The organism is Leucobacter salsicius M1-8, from assembly GCF_000350525.1.
Classification (GTDB): domain Bacteria; phylum Actinomycetota; class Actinomycetes; order Actinomycetales; family Microbacteriaceae; genus Leucobacter; species Leucobacter salsicius.
This window is the reverse complement of record NZ_AOCN01000021.1, coordinates 17566-33917: the sequence shown is the minus strand read 5'-3', so window position 1 is coordinate 33917 and position 16352 is coordinate 17566. Positions and strand designations below refer to the sequence as shown.

The window sequence follows — 16352 nt, the reverse complement described above, 5'->3', positions numbered from 1 at the left end:
CGCTCGTGTACCGATATGCCGCCCTCGGCGTCGCGTAGCGGCGCACGCCCGCACCACCCACCTCACCAAACACCCACCTCACCAAACACCCACCTCACCAAAACACCCCACCTCACCAAAACACCCCACCTCACCAAAACAGCTCACCCCTGAGAAACCAGGGTTCTCGGGGGTGAGCTGCAGTCGCATGGATGGCCGGAGCACCGGCCCCTCAGCGCCTAGTGGAAGTAGTGGCATAACCCTTGAAAACATGCGGCTAGATCAAGGTCAGTCCGCGCACAGTCCGCAAGAGCTATCCCACCTTGATATTTGCTTCACCCATGAGCCCCGCTGCAGCACCTCGAGTAAGGTCTTCTGCGGACTTCCAAAGGTGGCTATATATGTCCAGCGTAATAGATGCCGCCGAGTGGCCCAAAGCGCGCTGCACGGTCACGACATCACACCCTGAAGCGATCAGCCCCGAAGCGTAGAAGTGGCGAAGATCATGCTGGCGCAGATCATCGTGGCCGGCCTCTTTCTTCAGCTCGCGCCACTGCGGTTCAAGATACCCGCGACCCGGCCCCGCTGGGGTCAAAGCGAACAACCACTTGTCGGGCCCACGCAATCCCCAGTTCTCGACGTGGTCAGTGACAAGATCGAGCAGCGGCTTCGGCAGGTACACGACGCGGCCGCTGTCATGCTTAGGCGCTTCGTATTCACTGCCGCCACCTTCTGCCGATCTCACCTGCCGCTGCACGTTGAGCGTCTGGGTTTCAAAGTCGAAGTCCCCCAGCTGCACGGCGATAGCTTCACCACGGCGTAGGCCCGCGAACGCACACAGTGCGATCAAGAGCTTCAGCGGACGGTCTGCCGCGTTGATAAGAGCCCCCACTTCTTCAACACTGGGCAGCACCATTTCCTTGGCGCGCGACACCCTGGGCAGCTTCACCCCGACCGCAGGATCAACGGCGATCATACGATCTTCGGTCGCTGACTTCAGGATCATCTGAACGATCCGCATGATCGTCTTGATCGACGACGCAGCAAGCCCTTCGTCGTGCAGGTGTTTTACGAACTCTTCGACGTCGGCTTTCCTGATCGACTTGAGCTTCGCATCTTTGAAGGTGCAGCGGGCTACCGCGTTCCTCGCGTTACGACGAGTCGCCGGTGCCCAGATCTGCCGCGTCTCCCACTTCTTAAAGTAGTCCTCAAAGGAGATCTCCCCTGCTTTGGGGTCGACGTACTGGCCGGTGACGATCGAGGCGCTAACCTCCTTCAACCACTTCTGGGCGTCGATCTTCCGCTTGAAGTGACGCGAATGTTCTTTGCCGTCAGGGTCTCGATAACGGGCCCGGTAGACACCGCTAGGGCGTTTCTGGATGCTCGCCATCTTTGCCTTCAACTTGCTCAATCAAGTCTTCGACCATGTACTGCTCACGCTGCTTTGGGCTGGGTTTCTGAAGTACGGCTTCCCCCTTGTGAAGAACTCTTATCTCCCGAAGCTTCCTGCTTAGGATTAGCTCGAAACGCTCAACCGGGTCTGAATTGACTAGCACTTCTTCGAGAACTTCATATAAGCCGAGATCAACGTTCGCCTTCATTAGTTCGGCGATCGGCACCATCCCCTCTGGCCCATAGGGCAGCCAATTATCCAGGTTTCGCGCGACCCAAAGCCGATGATCAATCAGACCACTTAAGGCCTCGTCGAACGCCGCCCTACGCTCCCGAAGCGAGATAAAGAACCCGCGAAGCCTGGCAGTCTCAGCCGACTCAGCAAGGTATTCAATGGACGTTTCCAGGATCCTGGCCAGCGCTACCGCTTCAGCTGCCTTGAGCGATCTCGCGCCCTTTTCAATCCTGGCGATTGTCGTTTGATGAAACCCCGTCATCCCTGAGTCGTGGGCAAGGCGGGCAACTTCCGATTGTGACAACCCCAGCCGCTCACGAGCCTTCTTCACGTTCGCCCCGATATTGGCATCAATCGATTCAGTGAGATCAAGTGACTCTGCTTCCGACATGAAACAACTATCCCACACGCCCGCATTGACACCCAACACATTTCAGCATTATGCTGAGACGTGTTCAAGCTCGAACACACAAGGAGGAAAAATGACCGCACAAATAGCCGTAGCGATCTCGCTGCTCACCGTGAAGGAGACAGCAGAGATGCTTCGTAAGAGTGAGGCGCAGATGCGGTGGATGATCCACACCGGCACCGCACCGAAGAGCGCACTCATCGGCGGTCGTCGGATGTTCAGAATGTCCGACATCGAGAAGTACGTCGAGGCAGCGTTTGCGGAGGTAGCTTAGATGCCCCCGCCGCCGCTGCCAGCAGCTACCGGATCCCGATCGACAACAGTCTCGGATGAATCCACACAGGCCCAGGACGAAAGCCCCGTCTATTCGTTCAGCGATCCAACCTTCGAAGAGACAGCCCGCCGGCTGCGACTCGGAATCGGTGACTGGACGTTGAAAGGGCCTCGTTTCGCAGATGGCACGCAGCCCACGATCCACGTTGATCACCGGCTTGGGGAGCTCATTCTTCGAACTCTTCTCGACCGTGGCGAGCAGACGCTCAGTCGGAAGCAACGAGAGAAGTTCCAGCAGGGCGATCCCCTTGAGCGCATTCGCCTTGTAAAGAAAACAACCCCCATCGCAGGCACTAACGCCAATCAGAACTGCGATGAGGGTTACACCGAAAACACGATTCACTAGGAGGCATTTTCTATGTCATCGTACATTCTCGCAGAGGTTCCAGATACCTCCAACCCGTTCGACGTCGTTCAGACCGTCGACATCCGTTCTGCCGGCGGCACCACCATCCTCGATGTCGAGAGCATTGACTGGTTGGGCCGTGATCTGATCCGGATGGACCTCCCCGGTCTGACCGTGCACCTCGAGATTCATGAAGCCCGCGACCTCGCAGCAGCACTGCAGTCACTCGCTCTCTTTCTCGATGAGGAGGCCGCAGTTTGAACCACGAAGCAGGCAACGCGCTCCTCAATATCAACGCCCGCATCGAACGCCTCGGTAACAGCCCCGCAACGATCGCCGTCGCGGCAGGGCTCCCCATCGCACCCACCGTGAGAAAGCTTGCTGGCCAGGGCGAACTCACCGTAGCTGAAGTGATCAGCATCTGCCGAGTCATCGAACTCCCAGTAGTGGACATCTTTACCAAGCCGGTAGTCCGCGAAGATCTGCCCTGCACCGTAGCCGCATGCACTTACGAGGCTCACGAGTGGGTGCGTGGCGAACAGAACGGTCCATGCCAGAACCAGCGGTTCGAAGGCGCGAACGGCGTCGGAGCTGACGGAGATTACATTGTCTGGGTGCAGCGTTGGCCAGGAGAACAGTGGAAGGCCTACGGGGAAATGCAGGGTGGCTGCGAAGGTGAAGCCGGCCTGAGGCTTATTCGCGACTACCAACGGGACTTTAACCAGTCTGTGCTGATCGCTGACCGACTCAACGGCCCCGAGCTGCGCCGTAGCACTGCACCCGGAGCGCCTCCGTTCGAGGAGGTACTGGCGTGAGCATCTTGGCACTAGACGGAGTGAACCCGCGCTCGAGGTCGACCGATCCGGTCACAAGCGTTGACGCGGGCCGGCGTGCAGACCTCAGCAGGTCACAGACCGTCGTCCTGGCAGCGATGCGAGCCCGCGGTACTGGGGTCACCCAGTTCGAGCTCGAACAGTACCTGCCCGGGCTCAGCCCGTCCCGAGTGCGCTCCGCAGTGAGCGAGCTCGCAGAGCAAGGCCTCGTCCTTGCCACCGAAGAAACCAGAGAAACACGTTACGGGCGACAGGCCCGAGTTTGGATCACAGCAGCATGAACGACAACACGGCCACCAGCCTCATTAAGCAGACCACCCCGGAATCCAGTGCGCTGGACACTCTGAAGGCGCTCGTGCATCAGAACCTGAGCATGCTCAGTTACGTGTCCGACCAGCTTGGTGGCAGCATGCTCGATATCGACGAGCACATCTTCGAATTCATCGATGCGATCGTGGACACAAACTACGGTGCGTTGAATGAACACATTGCGATCGAGTCAACCTGGATAGGGCGGTACAACCAGCGCCGCATCGCCAAATCTGGCTACATCTACGATGACGGCAGCCCGGTCAAGGAACACTTCGACGGGCACGGTCTTACCTCGACCTACTACCCCAGGTACAACGGGAACCGTGATGCAGCCCTAGCCCGCCATTACAAGTCGGTGGCAGAGATGAACCTGAGCTTCGCTGAAGAAATGGAAGCGAAGGCTGAAGGCCGCGAGTGGCCACCACCCTACGATTCTGACACCGATGTGAGTGAGGTCGACGACCAAGGCCAGGATGGCTCGAGTACCGATCTCTAAAGAGGCGAACGAAACACTCGAGCTGTGGTTGACACAGCTTCAGGAGGGGCAGATCCGATTTGCGGACCTGCCCCTCAGTGTTTCTGCCTGGTACTTCGCCGGCCTCGCGGATGGTCGCGCGTCTCGGCAACTCGAGGTCGATCGACTCGAGCGTGAAGCGAACATCCTGTGGATGCGCGCCTTCGCGCCGAAGGAACGGCACGCGGAGTACCAGCGTCGCCTCGATGAACACTTTCGACTCGATGAACAAGCGTTCTTCGACGCGCTGGAAGCGCAGCACAACCCCGCCCACACGATCGGGCAACCACAGAACGTGAACTCAATACGGGCCGGCCAACAACCGGCAGAAACAGGAGTCAACGATGGCAGCAGCGCAGCACCTGAGCGCAGTAAACGGACAGCAGCATGAACCCGGCTACACCAAGCCTCTCTACTGCGACGTACAAGACCTCCTCTCACGAGGCCCAGTACAGCCGCCAGTACCCGAATACGGGCTCAGGATCGACCAGGTAGGCATCTTCTACCGCGGCATGGTCAACAGCCTCATTGGTGATCCCGAGTCAGGCAAAACCTGGCTCGCTCTCGCTGCCGTAGCTGACCTACTCATCGCAGGCGGCAGCGTCCTCATCATCGACCTCGACCACAACGGCCCCCAAGCCACGATCTCGAGGCTCAGAGCATTCGGTGTCCCCGTCGAAGTGCTGTCTGACCCGAACCGGTTCAGATACACCGCAGCAGATGACCCGGAGGCGATCGTAGGCGTCGTGAGAGACGCGGGAATCTGGGTGCCTGACTTCGTGGTGATCGACTCCGTAGGTGAGCTGCTGCCCCTCTACGGTGCGAACAGCAACAGTGCCGACGATTTCACCCGCGTCCACTCAATCGCGATCAAACCATTCGCCACCGCCGGCTCCTGCGTGGTCCTCATCGACCACCAAGCGAAAGGTAGTGACTCGAGGTCGTTTGGTGCGACCGGCACCGCAGCGAAGAAACGCGCCATCTCAGGCACGTTGATTCGCGTCACCATCGATCAGCCCTTCACGCCAGGGTCAGGCGGCATCGCCGAACTCACCCTCGTGAAAGACCGACACGGTGGCCTACGAGCTCACTGCCCCAAAGATCGAGAACCGCTCGTGGGACGTTTCAAGATGACCGACATGGAAGGTGCGCTGCTGTGGTCGATCAGCGCGCCAGAGGCCGGTGAGCGTCCCGTCATGAGCAGCAAGGTCGACGGGGCTACCCCTGAGCAGCTGTTGAAGCAGCTGTCAGAACTCGTGCCCGCGCCAACCTCGATACGCGACGTGAAACTGCGTTGCGGCTGGGGTTCAACCAAGGCATCTGAGGCATGGCGGCTGTGGCAAGAACGAGAAGGAGTGCCGGCATGAACCCGCTGAATTCGTTCCTGTTCCCCGTTCCCGGATATAGGGGTGGGGAACACGGGAACAGAGGAACGAGGAACACGTTCCCCGGCACCAACTTTGGCTCTACCAGAGTTCCGGGAACGTTCCGGGAACACTCGGGAACACCTCTGTTCCCCGTTCCCGGACCCTATATCGGGGAACACGGGAACGGGGAACACGCATGACCAAACGCAAGCCCTACCGGGTGCAGGCAAGACCTGCTCAATGGGACAACGCAGATGGCACAAGCAGCGACCTCGTGAAGCTCTACGGCGGCAACCGTGGCTCCATCGCACTCGACTATTCAGAGATCCCACGCCTCATCGCGGAGCTCGCCACGCTGCTCGATAAGCAGCCATCACGAAAGGAACAGGAACAGTGAAGATCTACCGAAATCACAAATGCTCGAAGCGACACAAGGGCGCACGAACCTTCCTACGCTGTGCAATCCCCACCGCAGCCTGGATTCACGGCACCGGCAACTACGCCCTCATCGCCTGGTGCAACATGCCCACCATCAGCCTCTACCAAGATCCAGCAGACGCGGCACAGCCACTCGCAGCGATCAACGGGGGCGCGTGCGGGCAACGCTGCAACGGGCGCCACGAGATCGTGCACATCGATTTCGAGGCACCCTGAATGCACATGAGACCCGAGGCTAAACCTGCATGGGACCGCCTCACGTTCGCGCTGCAAGAAGTCGAACCGGACTGCCTCGATGACGAACGCTACATCGCCGACCTGCTGCAGAACGGCGAGAAGCGGCTACTCGCGAGCATCTGCAGCGCCTGCCCCATTCTCACCGAATGCATGGAGTACGCGATCACCGACCAACCCAAGGCCGGCTGGTGGCCCGGCGTGCAACTCAAGCAGTTAGACAGAAAGGAGGCCGCGTGACTACGAGACAGCGTGAGCGCGTCAACGTGAAAACTAGGTACTGGCGCAACCCCCGTACCGACACCAACGAACACGTGATCCTCATCTATCGAGGCGGCATTTTCGTACGCCTCAACATCGAAGAGGCCCGCCGCATCGTCGACAAAGTACACGACCTATGCGATGCGTACGAAGCGGAGCAACGCTCCAACTAGACCCGGCGCAACCCCGCGCCAACAACCACAGCCCCGAGCATCTGCTGGGGCTTTTCTATTGAAAGGAGCAGCATCATGGCTGCCAAGAACATCAAAACCCGCAACCTCACGACCTCAATCACGAAGGTCCTCAACGGCGCGGTCAGCGACCACAACTACGCCCTCAAAGGCTACGAAGACAACCTGAAGTACAAGGAAGTCAGCACCGACTTCGTCAAGAAGAGCAGCAACCATGACGAGTTCCTTGCCACCGTACAACGCCAGAACCAGCGTGCCAGCAACAACCTGAACGCGCACCAGAAGAAGTACGACGAGATCCTGGCAGACCGCCTCAACATGAAGAGCGGCAACGCTACAGAAGCGCTCCTCGCAGAGACTCGCGCTACCAAGTCTTGGGCACGCATCGAACGCGACCTCAACGGCAAGGACCAGAAGAACCGACTCTCTGCGATCCAACACCGACTCGAGACCGCCATCAAACAGGGTGACCACGCAACCGTTGCAGCCATCAACTCTGAAGCGCCCCACTACCTCCACTCGATCGGCGTCAAGGAGCCGGAACAGATCATCGAACTCATCCTCCGCACGCACGACACCGAACTCAACCAGGCACACAACGATGTCGTAGAGGCTGAGAAACTACGGGTCCTCACCATCCACAACACCAGCCAGGTGCAGAAGGCATTCGACACCCACATCAACGAAGGCCTCAAGACCAACCTCGATGAGCTCGACAAGATCAAGCTCTATGTTGAACCCAACGACGCCATCCGAGACAGTATCGCCGAAGCGAACGACGCACTCCGTGCCGCGATGGAAGAAGCACAGGCCAACGAACGCAGCACCGACACCAGCGACGCACGAGACGAAGGCTTCAACCCAGACGCCATCGAGACCGAGTCCGACACTGCTGCTGAAGAGCCGGCCATCGAAAGCAACTTCCACAACGCTGACCTCAGCGGGCCGCCTAACGCCTAACCGCCCCAGGTGAGGGCGCAGGGGTGCCAGCACACCACGCTGGCACCCCAGGGGGTACCCCCAGGTCACGCCTCAGCGGCTGGACCGCCGGGGAGGCCTGAAGGAAGTCGGGAGATGCGGAGGGCCTGTTTTTGGGTGCTCGGAAGGAGGTAGTTGTGGAGGGTTCGGAGAGTTCGTTGGGGGCTCGTGGGCGTGCGTTTTGGGATTCTGCTCAGGATGAGTTTGAGTTCGATATTCACGAGGCTGAGGTCTTGTTGGAAGCGTGTCGTGGCATGGACATGATCGATTCGTTGGCGGCCGCGGTCGCTGCGGATGGGGTTATGACGAGAGGTTCCCAGGGGCAGCCTGTTCTGAATGCTGCTGTGGGTGAGTTGCGGCAGCAGCAGGCGTCTGTGGCGCGGTTGTTGTCTCAGTTGAATCTTGATGCGGCTGAGGTGGGTCAGGTGTTGTCGGCGAAGCAGGCTCAGGCGCGGGCTGCGGCTCAGGCTCGGTGGCGTGAGAAGAAGCGGAGTAGTAATGGCTAGGCGTAGGAAAGCAGTGGATGCGTCTGCAGGGGAGCTTCCTGAGGCGTTGCTCAGTGTTGATGCGCCTGAGTGGCGTAGTCATCGGGCTGCCCGTTCGTGGTGCCAGGAGCAGGGGCTTGAGATGCGGCTTGTCTTGCCGTGGTGGTCTGCTCCGTCGTTGCATCGTGAGGCGGTGCGTCGCTGGGCTGAAGTTAACTTTTGGATGTCGGAGAGGTATCCGAAGATCCCAGACTGGAAGCGGTTGCGAGAGGCTGGTGTTCCTGCGTCTTCGCGGGCTCGGGATGACTGGCTTACACAAGTGCGCGTGGAGTGAATGTCAGTGGCTCATGAAAGTCTTGTAACTCACTTAACAAAGGAGTTTCAAATGGCAGGGCTTGAGGACTATCGCGAGGTCGGGCAGAGGATTAACGCTCAGTGTCGGCTCCCTAATGATGCAGGGGAATGGTGGGGGAAGATGCTCACCAACATCGCTTTGGCAATCGGACCAAAGGACGCATCTGAGGTCGCCTATGTCACGGCGGTCTATTCAGAAGACGATTACGAGATTGCTGTGGTCACTGATTCACTGCTGATTTTGGGTGAAGCGGAGAAACCGCTTCAAGATGACGCGGAATTCTCGGTGCGAGTCTTCTCGATGCGGGAGATTGAGTCCGTGGAGATGAATGTTTCGGCTTCTTTCTTCAACGGTGGCTTTATGAGTGACTGGCCCGGACGCTATGCGGTCAGTTTCAAGCATCCGCTTGCTGGTTCGTTCTCGTTCCCGTATTCCTCGGAGCAGAACAATTACGCTGACGATCAGCTTGCTGTTCTCGTTCCGAAGCTGATCGATATTGTTCGGAGTCGTGCTTAGCGCACACATTTTTAGCCTCGCGGCTAATTGAGGGAGTCCCATCGGGGCTCCCTTTTTTGTACCCATAAGTGAAGGAGCTGTGATGGCAAGTAATGCTGAGTTTGAGCGGATCGTTGAGTCGGTCCCTGAGCTGGCGAAGTTGGATGATGGGCTAACGGTCACGATCGAGGGGCCGGCTGGCACGGTGGCGTTGACTCGAGTGGCGTATGACCAGATGGTTCAAGACGTGATGGAGTGTGCCCGCCGTGACCCCATGGGGTGGCAGCAGAGTATGCCGTGGCCTTCTGAGGGTGCCTCTGATGTGACGCGTTATGCGGTAGTCCGTGAAGCCTATTTTGGGCTCGCTGAGTATGCCTTTCTCCACCCTCGTTCGCCTGAGGTGACGGGGTGTTTGGTGGCGATGCACCTGATGTTGGTGTTTTGCGATGAAGTGATGGATTCGATGAGTGGGGGTGTGCGGTGAGCAATCGCATAGTCAATATCAAGCTGCTCGCTGACGCGACCGGCATGGTGCAGGGGCTTGCTCGGGCGAAGGACGCCGCGGGTGAGCTGAACGCGAAGGTTAAGGAGTCTGCGAAGTCACAGCGCCAGGAGTGGGCGACTGTAGGCACAGGACTCACTGCTGTTGGTGTGGCGATTACTGGCGTTGGCGTTGCTGCGCTTGCTACGGGGATCCAGTACAACACGTTGCAGCAGACTTCTCGTGCTGCGATGACTTCTCTGTTGGGGTCTGCGCAGGCTGCGAATGCGCAGATGGACAAGCTGGATGATTTCGCGCGCAATAGCCCGTTCTCGAAGGCTACCTTCATCACTGCTCAACAGCAGATGTTGGCGTTTGGTATTGAAGCGAAGAAGGTTATCCCGTATCTCGATGGCGTGCAGAACGCTGTGGCTGCGGCGGGTGGGTCGAACGCTGACATTGAGGGCATTGTTGCGACGATGTCGAAGATTCAGTCTTCGTCGAAGATCACTGCGACTGATCTGATGGAGTTCGGTAATCGTGGTGTTAATGCTGCGGATCTCATTGGGTCGCAGATGGGCAAGACTGGTGCACAGATCCGTACGGATATTACGGCTGGCACGTTGGGGGCCGAGCAGGCGCTTGACGCTCTCACTGCTGGGATGTCTCAGAAGTTCTCGGGCGCTGCTGACAACGTGAAGAACACGTTTGCAGGGTCGATGGATCGAGTTAAGGCTGCTTGGCGTGACTTCTCAGCTGAGCTAGCCAAGCCGCTTGTGGATCCCAACGGCGGCGGCGCGCTAGTTGACCTACTCAACTGGACTGCTGACGCGATGCGGAACTTTGAAGCACTGCCAGGCCCGGTTAAGGGTGCCGCGTCTGCAATTGTGGGGCTTGCTGGTGCCGGCACGTTGGCGTTGGGATCTGCGATGCTGATATTGCCGAAGTGGTACGAGTTCACGGACGCGTTGAAGGTGTTCACGGCGAACGCAGGGACGGCTCGAGTCGCAGCTTCTGGGTTTGCGAAGTTTTTGACTGGCCCGTGGGGTGTCGCATTGATGGCTGCAGCCTCGGTGGTGGCCGTGCTGGTGTCGGAGAATGCGAAGCTCTCGAACCAGGCTCGTGAACTGTCTGAAACGTTGGATGAGTCAACGGGCGCGATTACGGCGAACTCGAAAGCGTGGGCGGCGAACCAGCTGCAGTCTGAGGGGGTACTTTCCGCTGCGAAGCGAATGGGTATTTCTGCGAAGGACATGACTGATGCTTGGTTGGGGAACGAGGCTGCTCTGGGGCGTGTTAATTCTCGGCTAAACAAGTTCCGCAAGGATGCTGATTTCCGTATGGAGAACGCTGACTGGAAGGGCTGGTCGGACGATCTGGTGTCGCTCGATTACGCACTCGATGGCAGCAACAAGGTGCTTGCTGAGGCGAAGACTCGTCACAATGAGCTCGCTGAGGCTACAAATGAGGCGGGTGAAGCTACGAGCAACTCTTCGGAACAGATCGGTGCGATGGGTGATGTGGCTGCGGCCACGCAGGAGGCTATTACGGCGCTGGTGGAAGAGATCGCAAACTTTGGGTCGGCGCAGATTGACGCTGACCGCTCTACGATCGCTTTCGAGGAGCAGCTCGAGAAGCTGAATGAGCGTCTTGCGGAGGGCGCGACTGGGCTCGATCTCACGACGGAGGCTGGACGCGCGAATCAGTCCTCGCTGCTCGACGTTGCGAGTGCTGCCAACAAGGCTGCTGCTGATGTGCTGAATGTGACTGGTTCGCAAGAAGCAGCGAATGAGGTGTTGAATCGTGCCAGGGATCGTCTGATCGAGGCCGGCGTTCAGTACGGGAAAACCTCTGGAGAAGCTGCCGCGTATGCAGACAAGGTGTTGGCTACTCCTGAGACGATCACGACGACGTTTAATGCGAACACTGCTGCTGCTGAGGCTGCGATCGCGCAGTACAAGGCGCTCATGAGCGACGTTGGCGGTGTGATTAACACGACGCTGAACGTGATGACGAACCTGACTGGCGAGAAGCATGCGTCTGGAGGGACAGTCGGCTATGCAGTCGGGGGCACTATCGGGTTCGCTCGAGGTGGAACGATCCCTGGCCTGAATGGTGGTGTCCGTAACGGCACTGTGTATGGCCCAGGTACTTCGAAGTCTGATTCTGTTCCGGCGCTCTTGTCGCGCGGCGAGGAAGTCATCCAGGAGCCTTACGCGTCACTCCATCGGCCAATGTTGAAGGCCATCAATCGGGGGGACTTCGTGAACAGTTCTCCGATGATGTTGCAGCAGGCTCCCGCGAAGATTGTGGAAGTCCCAACTCACGTGACGGTTGTTGATGCTGGGAATCAGTTCGTGACCACGATGAAGGTTGTCGCAAACCGTGAGATCGACCAGTACGTTGACCAGCAGGCGTCGGAGCATCGTCGCAGTCGCGGCTGAGCTCAGCAGTGAATGTCCGAGGGTTATGAGACGATCAGTGCCCCGTAAGTTTCATAGGAGTGAGTTATGGCAAAACCCAAAGTGGTGTCGGTTGATACGAAGCAGCTTGAGAAGGACCTGCGCAAAGCTGGATTGAAGCCCGACAAAGCAGGGCTCAAGAAGCTGGCGAAGGATGTAGAAAAGAAGTTGAGCAAGTAGTTTGAACACAGTTTGCCCCTCTCCGGTTTCGGCCAGAGAGGGGCAATACTTGCGTTTCCGGGCCCTGCGTCCCTGTGGCCTTGCCATGTAGATTGGGGCCATGTCTGAATCTGGTGAGTACATCATCTACGTCGATGAGAGCGGCGACCACGACCTTTCCAGCATCAATGCGCAGTACCCAGTGTTCGTCCTGTCATTCTGCATTTTTCACATCCCGACCTATGTCGGTCAGATTGTGCCTGAAATTCAGCGGCTTAAGTTCAAATATTTCGGTCATGACATGGTGATTCTTCACGAAACTGAGATTCGTAAACAAGAACACCCATTTCAGATACTCCGCAACAAGGACGTGCGTGAAGAGTTTATGAGTGATCTATCAGGAATCATCGGCCGATCGCCATTCACCATCGTCGCTAGCGCAATTGAGAAAGAACGATACAAAGCGCATGCTGGCACCACGGAGAATCCTTACCACGTAGCACTCGAATATGGACTTGAGCGAGTATTCATGTTTCTGCAAGGCGTAGGACAGAGGGGCAAGGTTACTCACGTCGTGTTCGAAGGCCGAGGGAAAAAGGAAGATGACGAACTCGAGCTCGAATTTCGCCGAATTATGGATCGGACCCATATGAATGGGATGGCGGATACGCTGCGGTTTCTCTGCGTGAGTAAGAAATCCAATAGTGCTGGCCTGCAATTGGCTGACATGACAGCGCGCCCGATCGGTCTAAAAATCATACGCCCAGAACAGCCAAATAGGGCCTGGGACTTGATCCAGCAAAAGATTCGGACGAACGCTAGCGGAAACATGCACGGGTTCGGTCTGAAGGTCTACCCATAAAAAGCGAAAGGCCTCCGGAATCCGGAAGCCTGACGCCGATCGGGAAAGCCCAATCCATTTAGGTACATAATACCTAAAGCAGGGCTAATATTACAACCTCACTCCGTCACATCGTGGGCATTCCCACCACGTCTTCCAGGGGATCATGCACCAGAAGCCGCAGTGTGGGCATGTAACTAGGTCGCGATACCTGGAAACATTGCTTCGTTGCATTTGCTGCATTCCCACCAGGCTTCCCACCAAACGAGTGTTCCTTGTTGGCAGGTGGGGCAGAGGCCGTTGGTGATGAGGTCGGGGCCTGGATCGTTCTCAAGCATGGTTCGAGGTTAAGCCGACCGAGCAGATCGGAAGGGTCGGATTTGAGATCGCGTCATTCAGCGCTGCGGGCGGCTCGCAGCGCCGAATAATACGTTCTAGTGTGCTATTCGGAGTCGTTGCTGCCGGCAGGGGTAGCGTCTTCGCCGTCTGTTGCGAACGCGTCAGGGAATACCGTGACTCGAGTAAACTCGCCGGGAAGTTCCACTTCTGGTGAAGCCAAGATGATAGTCGCGTTCTCGGCTACTGCGACTTCGCCTAGGTTCGAGTTATAGATGTCAACACCGCGGCGTTGAAGTTCGTCGCCTTCATCTTCGGGGAGCGTCGTGCCGTCTGGTAAGACGTACTCATAGTCTTCGGAATAGTAGGGGCTCCACTCATCAATGAAATCGATGATGCTCGAAAACTCGTACTTGTTTCCGTCAGCATCGAAAGCCGTTACGTTTTCCAGTGCCACAGGCTCAGTGCCGTTGCGGTTGTCGACCTGGAGGACGATGTAGGAAACTGGTGAGCCTCCGGTGTCAGTGCGGAATTGTTCGATCTCTGCCAGGTTCTCGTCATTGGCGGGTGAGGGTAGCTCGAATGAAATCTCGGCACCGGACAAGCTTGTCAGTTCAAACGGGCCTTCTGGGTAGAGCTGCGGTTCGACTGCCTCTGCTGTTGTCGGTTCTTGGGTGGGTGCCTGGGTGTCCCCAGTGTTGTCGGTCGCGCCGCATGAGGTGAGTGCTAACGTGATGGCTATGGCGGCAACGATGCCAGGTGTACGCTTCATATCTTGTGTTTCCCGTGCTCTTTCTATGAGTTTGGATTGCCCTATTGGTCCGATCCTATCCGTCACACGGTCATGATGAATTCCATACCCAGGGGGCACGCGCACCAACCACGCAGAGGGGGCAGAGGGGGCTCCCCTGGGTCCCTGGTCTGGCCCGCAGGCGTTCTGCTTCTCGGGGTGAATGTTGGGCTGTAGGTTTGTGCGCGACTTTTTACGTGTCTGCACTCTCAACATCCGCCCGCCGGATGTTCAGGGTACGCAGAAGTGCGTACCCTGGGTTTACCCCTGATTCGGGGAAAAGTCTGGCGCAGTCCGCGGGTGATCCGCAAACAGTCCGCACCTACCCCAGTTGCGGACTATTTTGCTCCATGAACAACAACCATGAAAGTGGCATGAAAAAGCGGTTGGCAACGATTCACCATCGTCGCCAACCGCCATTCATTTCTAGTGGAAGAAGTGACGCTCTCCCGTGAAGTACATGGTCACGCCAGCAGCCTTGGCCGCTTCGATGACCTCGGCATCGCGCACCGAACCACCGGGCTGCACGATGGCGCGCACGCCAGCGTCGAGCAACACCTGCAGGCCGTCAGCGAACGGGAAGAACGCGTCTGACGCCGCAACGGCACCCTTCGCGCGCTCCCCGGCACGATCGACTGCGAGGCGGCAGGAGTCGACACGGTTGACCTGGCCCATGCCTACGCCCACCGATGCGCCGTCGGTTGCGAGCAGAATCGCGTTCGACTTCACGGCACGGCATGCACGCCAGGCGAACTCGAGGTCTGCCAGCGTTGCTGCGTCTGCGGGCTCGCCGGTGGCCAGCTCCCAGTCAGCAGCGGCAGCGAACGAGCGGTCCGAGTCCTGCAGCAGGAAGCCGCCCGAGATCTGGCGCAGCTCGATGGGGTTGGGACCGAAGTCTGCGGGCAGAGCCAGCAGGCGCACGTTCTTCTTCTGCGTGAGGATCGCAAGCGCCTCGGGCTCGAACCCGGGTGCAACGATGACCTCGGTGAAGATACCCGAAACCGTCTCAGCCATCTGTGCGGTGACCACGCGGTTTGCAGCGATCACGCCGCCGAATGCCGAGACGGGATCGCAGGCGTGTGCCAACTCGTGCGCAGCAGCGATGGGATCAGCCGAACCCTCGGGTGCCACCGCGATGCCGCAGGGGTTCGCGTGCTTGATGATCGCGACCGCGGGGCGATCGTGATCGAAGGCGGCGCGGAGTGCGGCGTCGGCGTCGACGTAGTTGTTGTACGACATTGCCTTGCCGTGCAGCAGCTTCGCCTGCGCAATACCGGTGCCAGCGGTCTCGGTGAAGAGTGCAGCGCGCTGGTGGCTGTTCTCGCCGTAGCGCAGCACGTCGTCACGCATGCCGAAGATCTCGTAGCCCACGGTCTGCGAGCTCAGCGATGCGCCCTCACCGGGTGCCTCGAAGAGCACGTCGAACGACAGTTCCTCGTCCTCTTCTGCACCGTCGAACTTGACGGGAGTGTCGCTCCAGTTCTGCTCGTCCTGATCCAAGAACCAGTTGGCGACGGCCGCATCGTACTGTGCGGTGTGGATGAACGCCTCGGTCGCGAGCGAACGGCGCTGGGCGAGGGTCGTGCCCCCGGCCTGGACTGCCGCGATGACCTCGTCGTAGCGCGCGGGCGACACAACGATGGCCGCGTTGGCGTGGTTCTTGGCGGTGGCGCGCACCATCGAAGGACCGCCAATGTCGACGTTCTCGATGACGTCTGCGGCGGGCTTGCCCTGCGCGACGGTCTCCTCAAACGGGTACAGGTTGACGACCACAAGCTCGAACGGCTTGATGCCGAGCGAGTCGAGCTCGTCGCGGTGCGCAGCAAGGCGCAGGTCAGCGAGCAGACCCGAGTGCACGGCGGGGTGCAGCGTCTTCACGCGGCCATCGAGCACCTCGGCAAATCCGGTGACCTCGGCAACGTCGGTCACGGGCTGGCCCGCGTCGCGAATCGTCGCGGCGGTCGACCCGGTCGAGACGATCTCAACGCCCGCTGCAACGAGCGCGGTCGCGAGTTCGACGATGTTGGTCTTGTCGCTGACAGAGATGAGGGCTCGGCGCACCTCAACCTGGTCGCGGTGTTCGTACAGGCTGGGGTCGTGGCTCTGGACTGCCATGTGGCTCCTTG

General features: G+C 58.7%; 23 protein-coding genes. 18 read left to right on the top strand and 5 right to left on the bottom strand.

What is annotated here, in order from left to right:
- Positions 1 to 292: 292 nt before the first annotated feature.
- Both C795_RS15700 and C795_RS16630 read right to left on the bottom strand, forming a co-directional pair.
- Complete coding sequence (locus C795_RS15700) at positions 293 to 1369, bottom strand: tyrosine-type recombinase/integrase (protein WP_017793462.1); 1077 nt, start codon at positions 1367 to 1369, stop codon at positions 293 to 295.
- Positions 1344 to 1997 carry a helix-turn-helix domain-containing protein gene (locus C795_RS16630; protein ID WP_017793461.1) on the bottom strand — a complete coding sequence of 218 codons (654 nt, stop codon included), beginning with the start codon at positions 1995 to 1997 and terminating at the stop codon, positions 1344 to 1346. Before C795_RS16630 ends, C795_RS15700 begins: the two co-directional genes overlap by 26 nt.
- A 91-nt stretch (positions 1998 to 2088) precedes the next feature.
- Between C795_RS16630 and C795_RS0109185 the strand changes: the two genes are divergently transcribed.
- The 18 genes from C795_RS0109185 to C795_RS0109090 all read left to right on the top strand — a co-directional run bounded on the left by C795_RS0109185 (position 2089) and on the right by C795_RS0109090 (position 13121).
- On the top strand, positions 2089 to 2289 hold the full coding sequence (locus tag C795_RS0109185; protein WP_017793460.1) for a helix-turn-helix domain-containing protein: 201 nt from the start codon (positions 2089 to 2091) through the stop codon (positions 2287 to 2289).
- A gap of 417 nt (positions 2290 to 2706) precedes the next feature.
- On the top strand, positions 2707 to 2955 hold the full coding sequence (locus tag C795_RS0109175; protein WP_017793458.1) for a hypothetical protein: 249 nt from the start codon (positions 2707 to 2709) through the stop codon (positions 2953 to 2955).
- Complete coding sequence (locus tag C795_RS0109170) at positions 2952 to 3509, top strand: hypothetical protein (RefSeq protein ID WP_017793457.1); 558 nt, start codon at positions 2952 to 2954, stop codon at positions 3507 to 3509. Before C795_RS0109175 ends, C795_RS0109170 begins: the two co-directional genes overlap by 4 nt.
- Entirely contained in the window at positions 3506 to 3808 is a 303-nt protein-coding gene (locus tag C795_RS0109165) for a MarR family transcriptional regulator (RefSeq protein WP_017793456.1), read from the top strand. The genes C795_RS0109170 and C795_RS0109165 overlap by 4 nt, the downstream gene beginning before the upstream one ends.
- Positions 3805 to 4335 carry a hypothetical protein gene (locus C795_RS0109160; RefSeq protein WP_017793455.1) on the top strand — a complete coding sequence of 177 codons (531 nt, stop codon included), beginning with the start codon at positions 3805 to 3807 and terminating at the stop codon, positions 4333 to 4335. Before C795_RS0109165 ends, C795_RS0109160 begins: the two co-directional genes overlap by 4 nt.
- Before the next feature lie 28 nt (positions 4336 to 4363).
- Positions 4364 to 4744 (top strand): hypothetical protein, encoded by a 381-nt coding sequence (locus C795_RS0109155; protein ID WP_157487054.1) that lies wholly within the window; start codon positions 4364 to 4366, stop codon positions 4742 to 4744.
- Entirely contained in the window at positions 4698 to 5720 is a 1023-nt protein-coding gene (locus C795_RS0109150; protein WP_051053790.1) for an AAA family ATPase, read from the top strand. The genes C795_RS0109155 and C795_RS0109150 overlap by 47 nt, the downstream gene beginning before the upstream one ends.
- Positions 5721 to 5916: 196 nt before the next feature.
- Positions 5917 to 6117, top strand: a complete 201-nt coding sequence (locus C795_RS0109145) for a hypothetical protein (RefSeq protein ID WP_017793452.1) — start codon at positions 5917 to 5919, stop codon at positions 6115 to 6117.
- A complete protein-coding gene (locus C795_RS0109140) occupies positions 6114 to 6374 on the top strand; it encodes a hypothetical protein (RefSeq protein WP_017793451.1) in 261 nt (86 codons plus the stop codon). Before C795_RS0109145 ends, C795_RS0109140 begins: the two co-directional genes overlap by 4 nt.
- Positions 6375 to 6380: 6 nt before the next feature.
- Positions 6381 to 6632: a WhiB family transcriptional regulator gene (locus C795_RS0109135; protein ID WP_198008455.1), complete on the top strand. Its 252-nt coding sequence runs from the start codon at positions 6381 to 6383 to the stop codon at positions 6630 to 6632.
- A complete protein-coding gene (locus C795_RS0109130) occupies positions 6629 to 6826 on the top strand; it encodes a hypothetical protein (RefSeq protein WP_017793449.1) in 198 nt (65 codons plus the stop codon). The genes C795_RS0109135 and C795_RS0109130 overlap by 4 nt, the downstream gene beginning before the upstream one ends.
- A gap of 75 nt (positions 6827 to 6901) precedes the next feature.
- On the top strand, positions 6902 to 7804 hold the full coding sequence (locus tag C795_RS0109120; protein WP_017793447.1) for a hypothetical protein: 903 nt from the start codon (positions 6902 to 6904) through the stop codon (positions 7802 to 7804).
- A 155-nt stretch (positions 7805 to 7959) separates the two neighbouring features.
- Positions 7960 to 8328 carry a hypothetical protein gene (locus C795_RS15690; RefSeq protein ID WP_017793446.1) on the top strand — a complete coding sequence of 123 codons (369 nt, stop codon included), beginning with the start codon at positions 7960 to 7962 and terminating at the stop codon, positions 8326 to 8328.
- A gap of 364 nt (positions 8329 to 8692) precedes the next feature.
- Complete coding sequence (locus tag C795_RS0109110; RefSeq protein ID WP_026139567.1) at positions 8693 to 9178, top strand: hypothetical protein; 486 nt, start codon at positions 8693 to 8695, stop codon at positions 9176 to 9178.
- 82 nt (positions 9179 to 9260) lie between these two features.
- The gene (locus tag C795_RS0109105; RefSeq protein ID WP_017793444.1) at positions 9261 to 9641 is read left to right on the top strand and encodes a hypothetical protein; all 381 of its coding nucleotides are present in this window, start codon (positions 9261 to 9263) and stop codon (positions 9639 to 9641) included.
- Positions 9638 to 12082 (top strand): tape measure protein, encoded by a 2445-nt coding sequence (locus C795_RS0109100; protein WP_017793443.1) that lies wholly within the window; start codon positions 9638 to 9640, stop codon positions 12080 to 12082. The genes C795_RS0109105 and C795_RS0109100 overlap by 4 nt, the downstream gene beginning before the upstream one ends.
- A 66-nt stretch (positions 12083 to 12148) precedes the next feature.
- A complete protein-coding gene (locus C795_RS17700; protein WP_017793442.1) occupies positions 12149 to 12280 on the top strand; it encodes a hypothetical protein in 132 nt (43 codons plus the stop codon).
- 100 nt (positions 12281 to 12380) lie between these two features.
- A complete protein-coding gene (locus C795_RS0109090) occupies positions 12381 to 13121 on the top strand; it encodes a DUF3800 domain-containing protein (RefSeq protein ID WP_017793441.1) in 741 nt (246 codons plus the stop codon).
- Positions 13122 to 13297: 176 nt separating this feature from the next.
- Here the strand turns inward: C795_RS0109090 and C795_RS17220 are convergent, their stop codons facing one another.
- The 3 genes from C795_RS17220 to purH form a co-directional block, all read right to left on the bottom strand.
- Positions 13298 to 13438: a hypothetical protein gene (locus tag C795_RS17220; protein WP_157487053.1), complete on the bottom strand. Its 141-nt coding sequence runs from the start codon at positions 13436 to 13438 to the stop codon at positions 13298 to 13300.
- Between the two features lie 104 nt (positions 13439 to 13542).
- Positions 13543 to 14208: an LptM family lipoprotein gene (locus C795_RS0109085; RefSeq protein ID WP_017793440.1), complete on the bottom strand. Its 666-nt coding sequence runs from the start codon at positions 14206 to 14208 to the stop codon at positions 13543 to 13545.
- Positions 14209 to 14652: 444 nt separating this feature from the next.
- Entirely contained in the window at positions 14653 to 16341 is a 1689-nt protein-coding gene (gene purH / locus C795_RS0109080; RefSeq protein WP_017793439.1) for a bifunctional phosphoribosylaminoimidazolecarboxamide formyltransferase/IMP cyclohydrolase, read from the bottom strand.
- Positions 16342 to 16352: the final 11 nt, after the last annotated feature.

Excerpts from the sequence above, each read along its gene's own strand:
- C795_RS15700 (WP_017793462.1), bottom strand. The coding sequence starts at position 1,369 with ATGGCGAGCATCCAGAAACGCCCTAGCGGTGTCTACCGGGCCCGTTAT.
- C795_RS16630 (WP_017793461.1), bottom strand. The coding sequence starts at position 1,997 with ATGTCGGAAGCAGAGTCACTTGATCTCACTGAATCGATTGATGCCAAT.
- C795_RS0109185 (WP_017793460.1), top strand. The coding sequence starts at position 2,089 with ATGACCGCACAAATAGCCGTAGCGATCTCGCTGCTCACCGTGAAGGAG.
- C795_RS0109175 (WP_017793458.1), top strand. The coding sequence starts at position 2,707 with ATGTCATCGTACATTCTCGCAGAGGTTCCAGATACCTCCAACCCGTTC.
- C795_RS0109160 (WP_017793455.1), top strand. The coding sequence starts at position 3,805 with ATGAACGACAACACGGCCACCAGCCTCATTAAGCAGACCACCCCGGAA.
- C795_RS0109150 (WP_051053790.1), top strand. The coding sequence starts at position 4,698 with ATGGCAGCAGCGCAGCACCTGAGCGCAGTAAACGGACAGCAGCATGAA.
- C795_RS0109145 (WP_017793452.1), top strand. The coding sequence starts at position 5,917 with ATGACCAAACGCAAGCCCTACCGGGTGCAGGCAAGACCTGCTCAATGG.
- C795_RS0109135 (WP_198008455.1), top strand. The coding sequence starts at position 6,381 with ATGAGACCCGAGGCTAAACCTGCATGGGACCGCCTCACGTTCGCGCTG.
- C795_RS0109120 (WP_017793447.1), top strand. The coding sequence starts at position 6,902 with ATGGCTGCCAAGAACATCAAAACCCGCAACCTCACGACCTCAATCACG.
- C795_RS0109110 (WP_026139567.1), top strand. The coding sequence starts at position 8,693 with ATGGCAGGGCTTGAGGACTATCGCGAGGTCGGGCAGAGGATTAACGCT.
- C795_RS0109105 (WP_017793444.1), top strand. The coding sequence starts at position 9,261 with ATGGCAAGTAATGCTGAGTTTGAGCGGATCGTTGAGTCGGTCCCTGAG.
- C795_RS17700 (WP_017793442.1), top strand. The coding sequence starts at position 12,149 with ATGGCAAAACCCAAAGTGGTGTCGGTTGATACGAAGCAGCTTGAGAAG.
- C795_RS0109090 (WP_017793441.1), top strand. The coding sequence starts at position 12,381 with ATGTCTGAATCTGGTGAGTACATCATCTACGTCGATGAGAGCGGCGAC.
- C795_RS17220 (WP_157487053.1), bottom strand. The coding sequence starts at position 13,438 with ATGCTTGAGAACGATCCAGGCCCCGACCTCATCACCAACGGCCTCTGC.
- C795_RS0109085 (WP_017793440.1), bottom strand. The coding sequence starts at position 14,208 with ATGAAGCGTACACCTGGCATCGTTGCCGCCATAGCCATCACGTTAGCA.
- purH (WP_017793439.1), bottom strand. The coding sequence starts at position 16,341 with ATGGCAGTCCAGAGCCACGACCCCAGCCTGTACGAACACCGCGACCAG.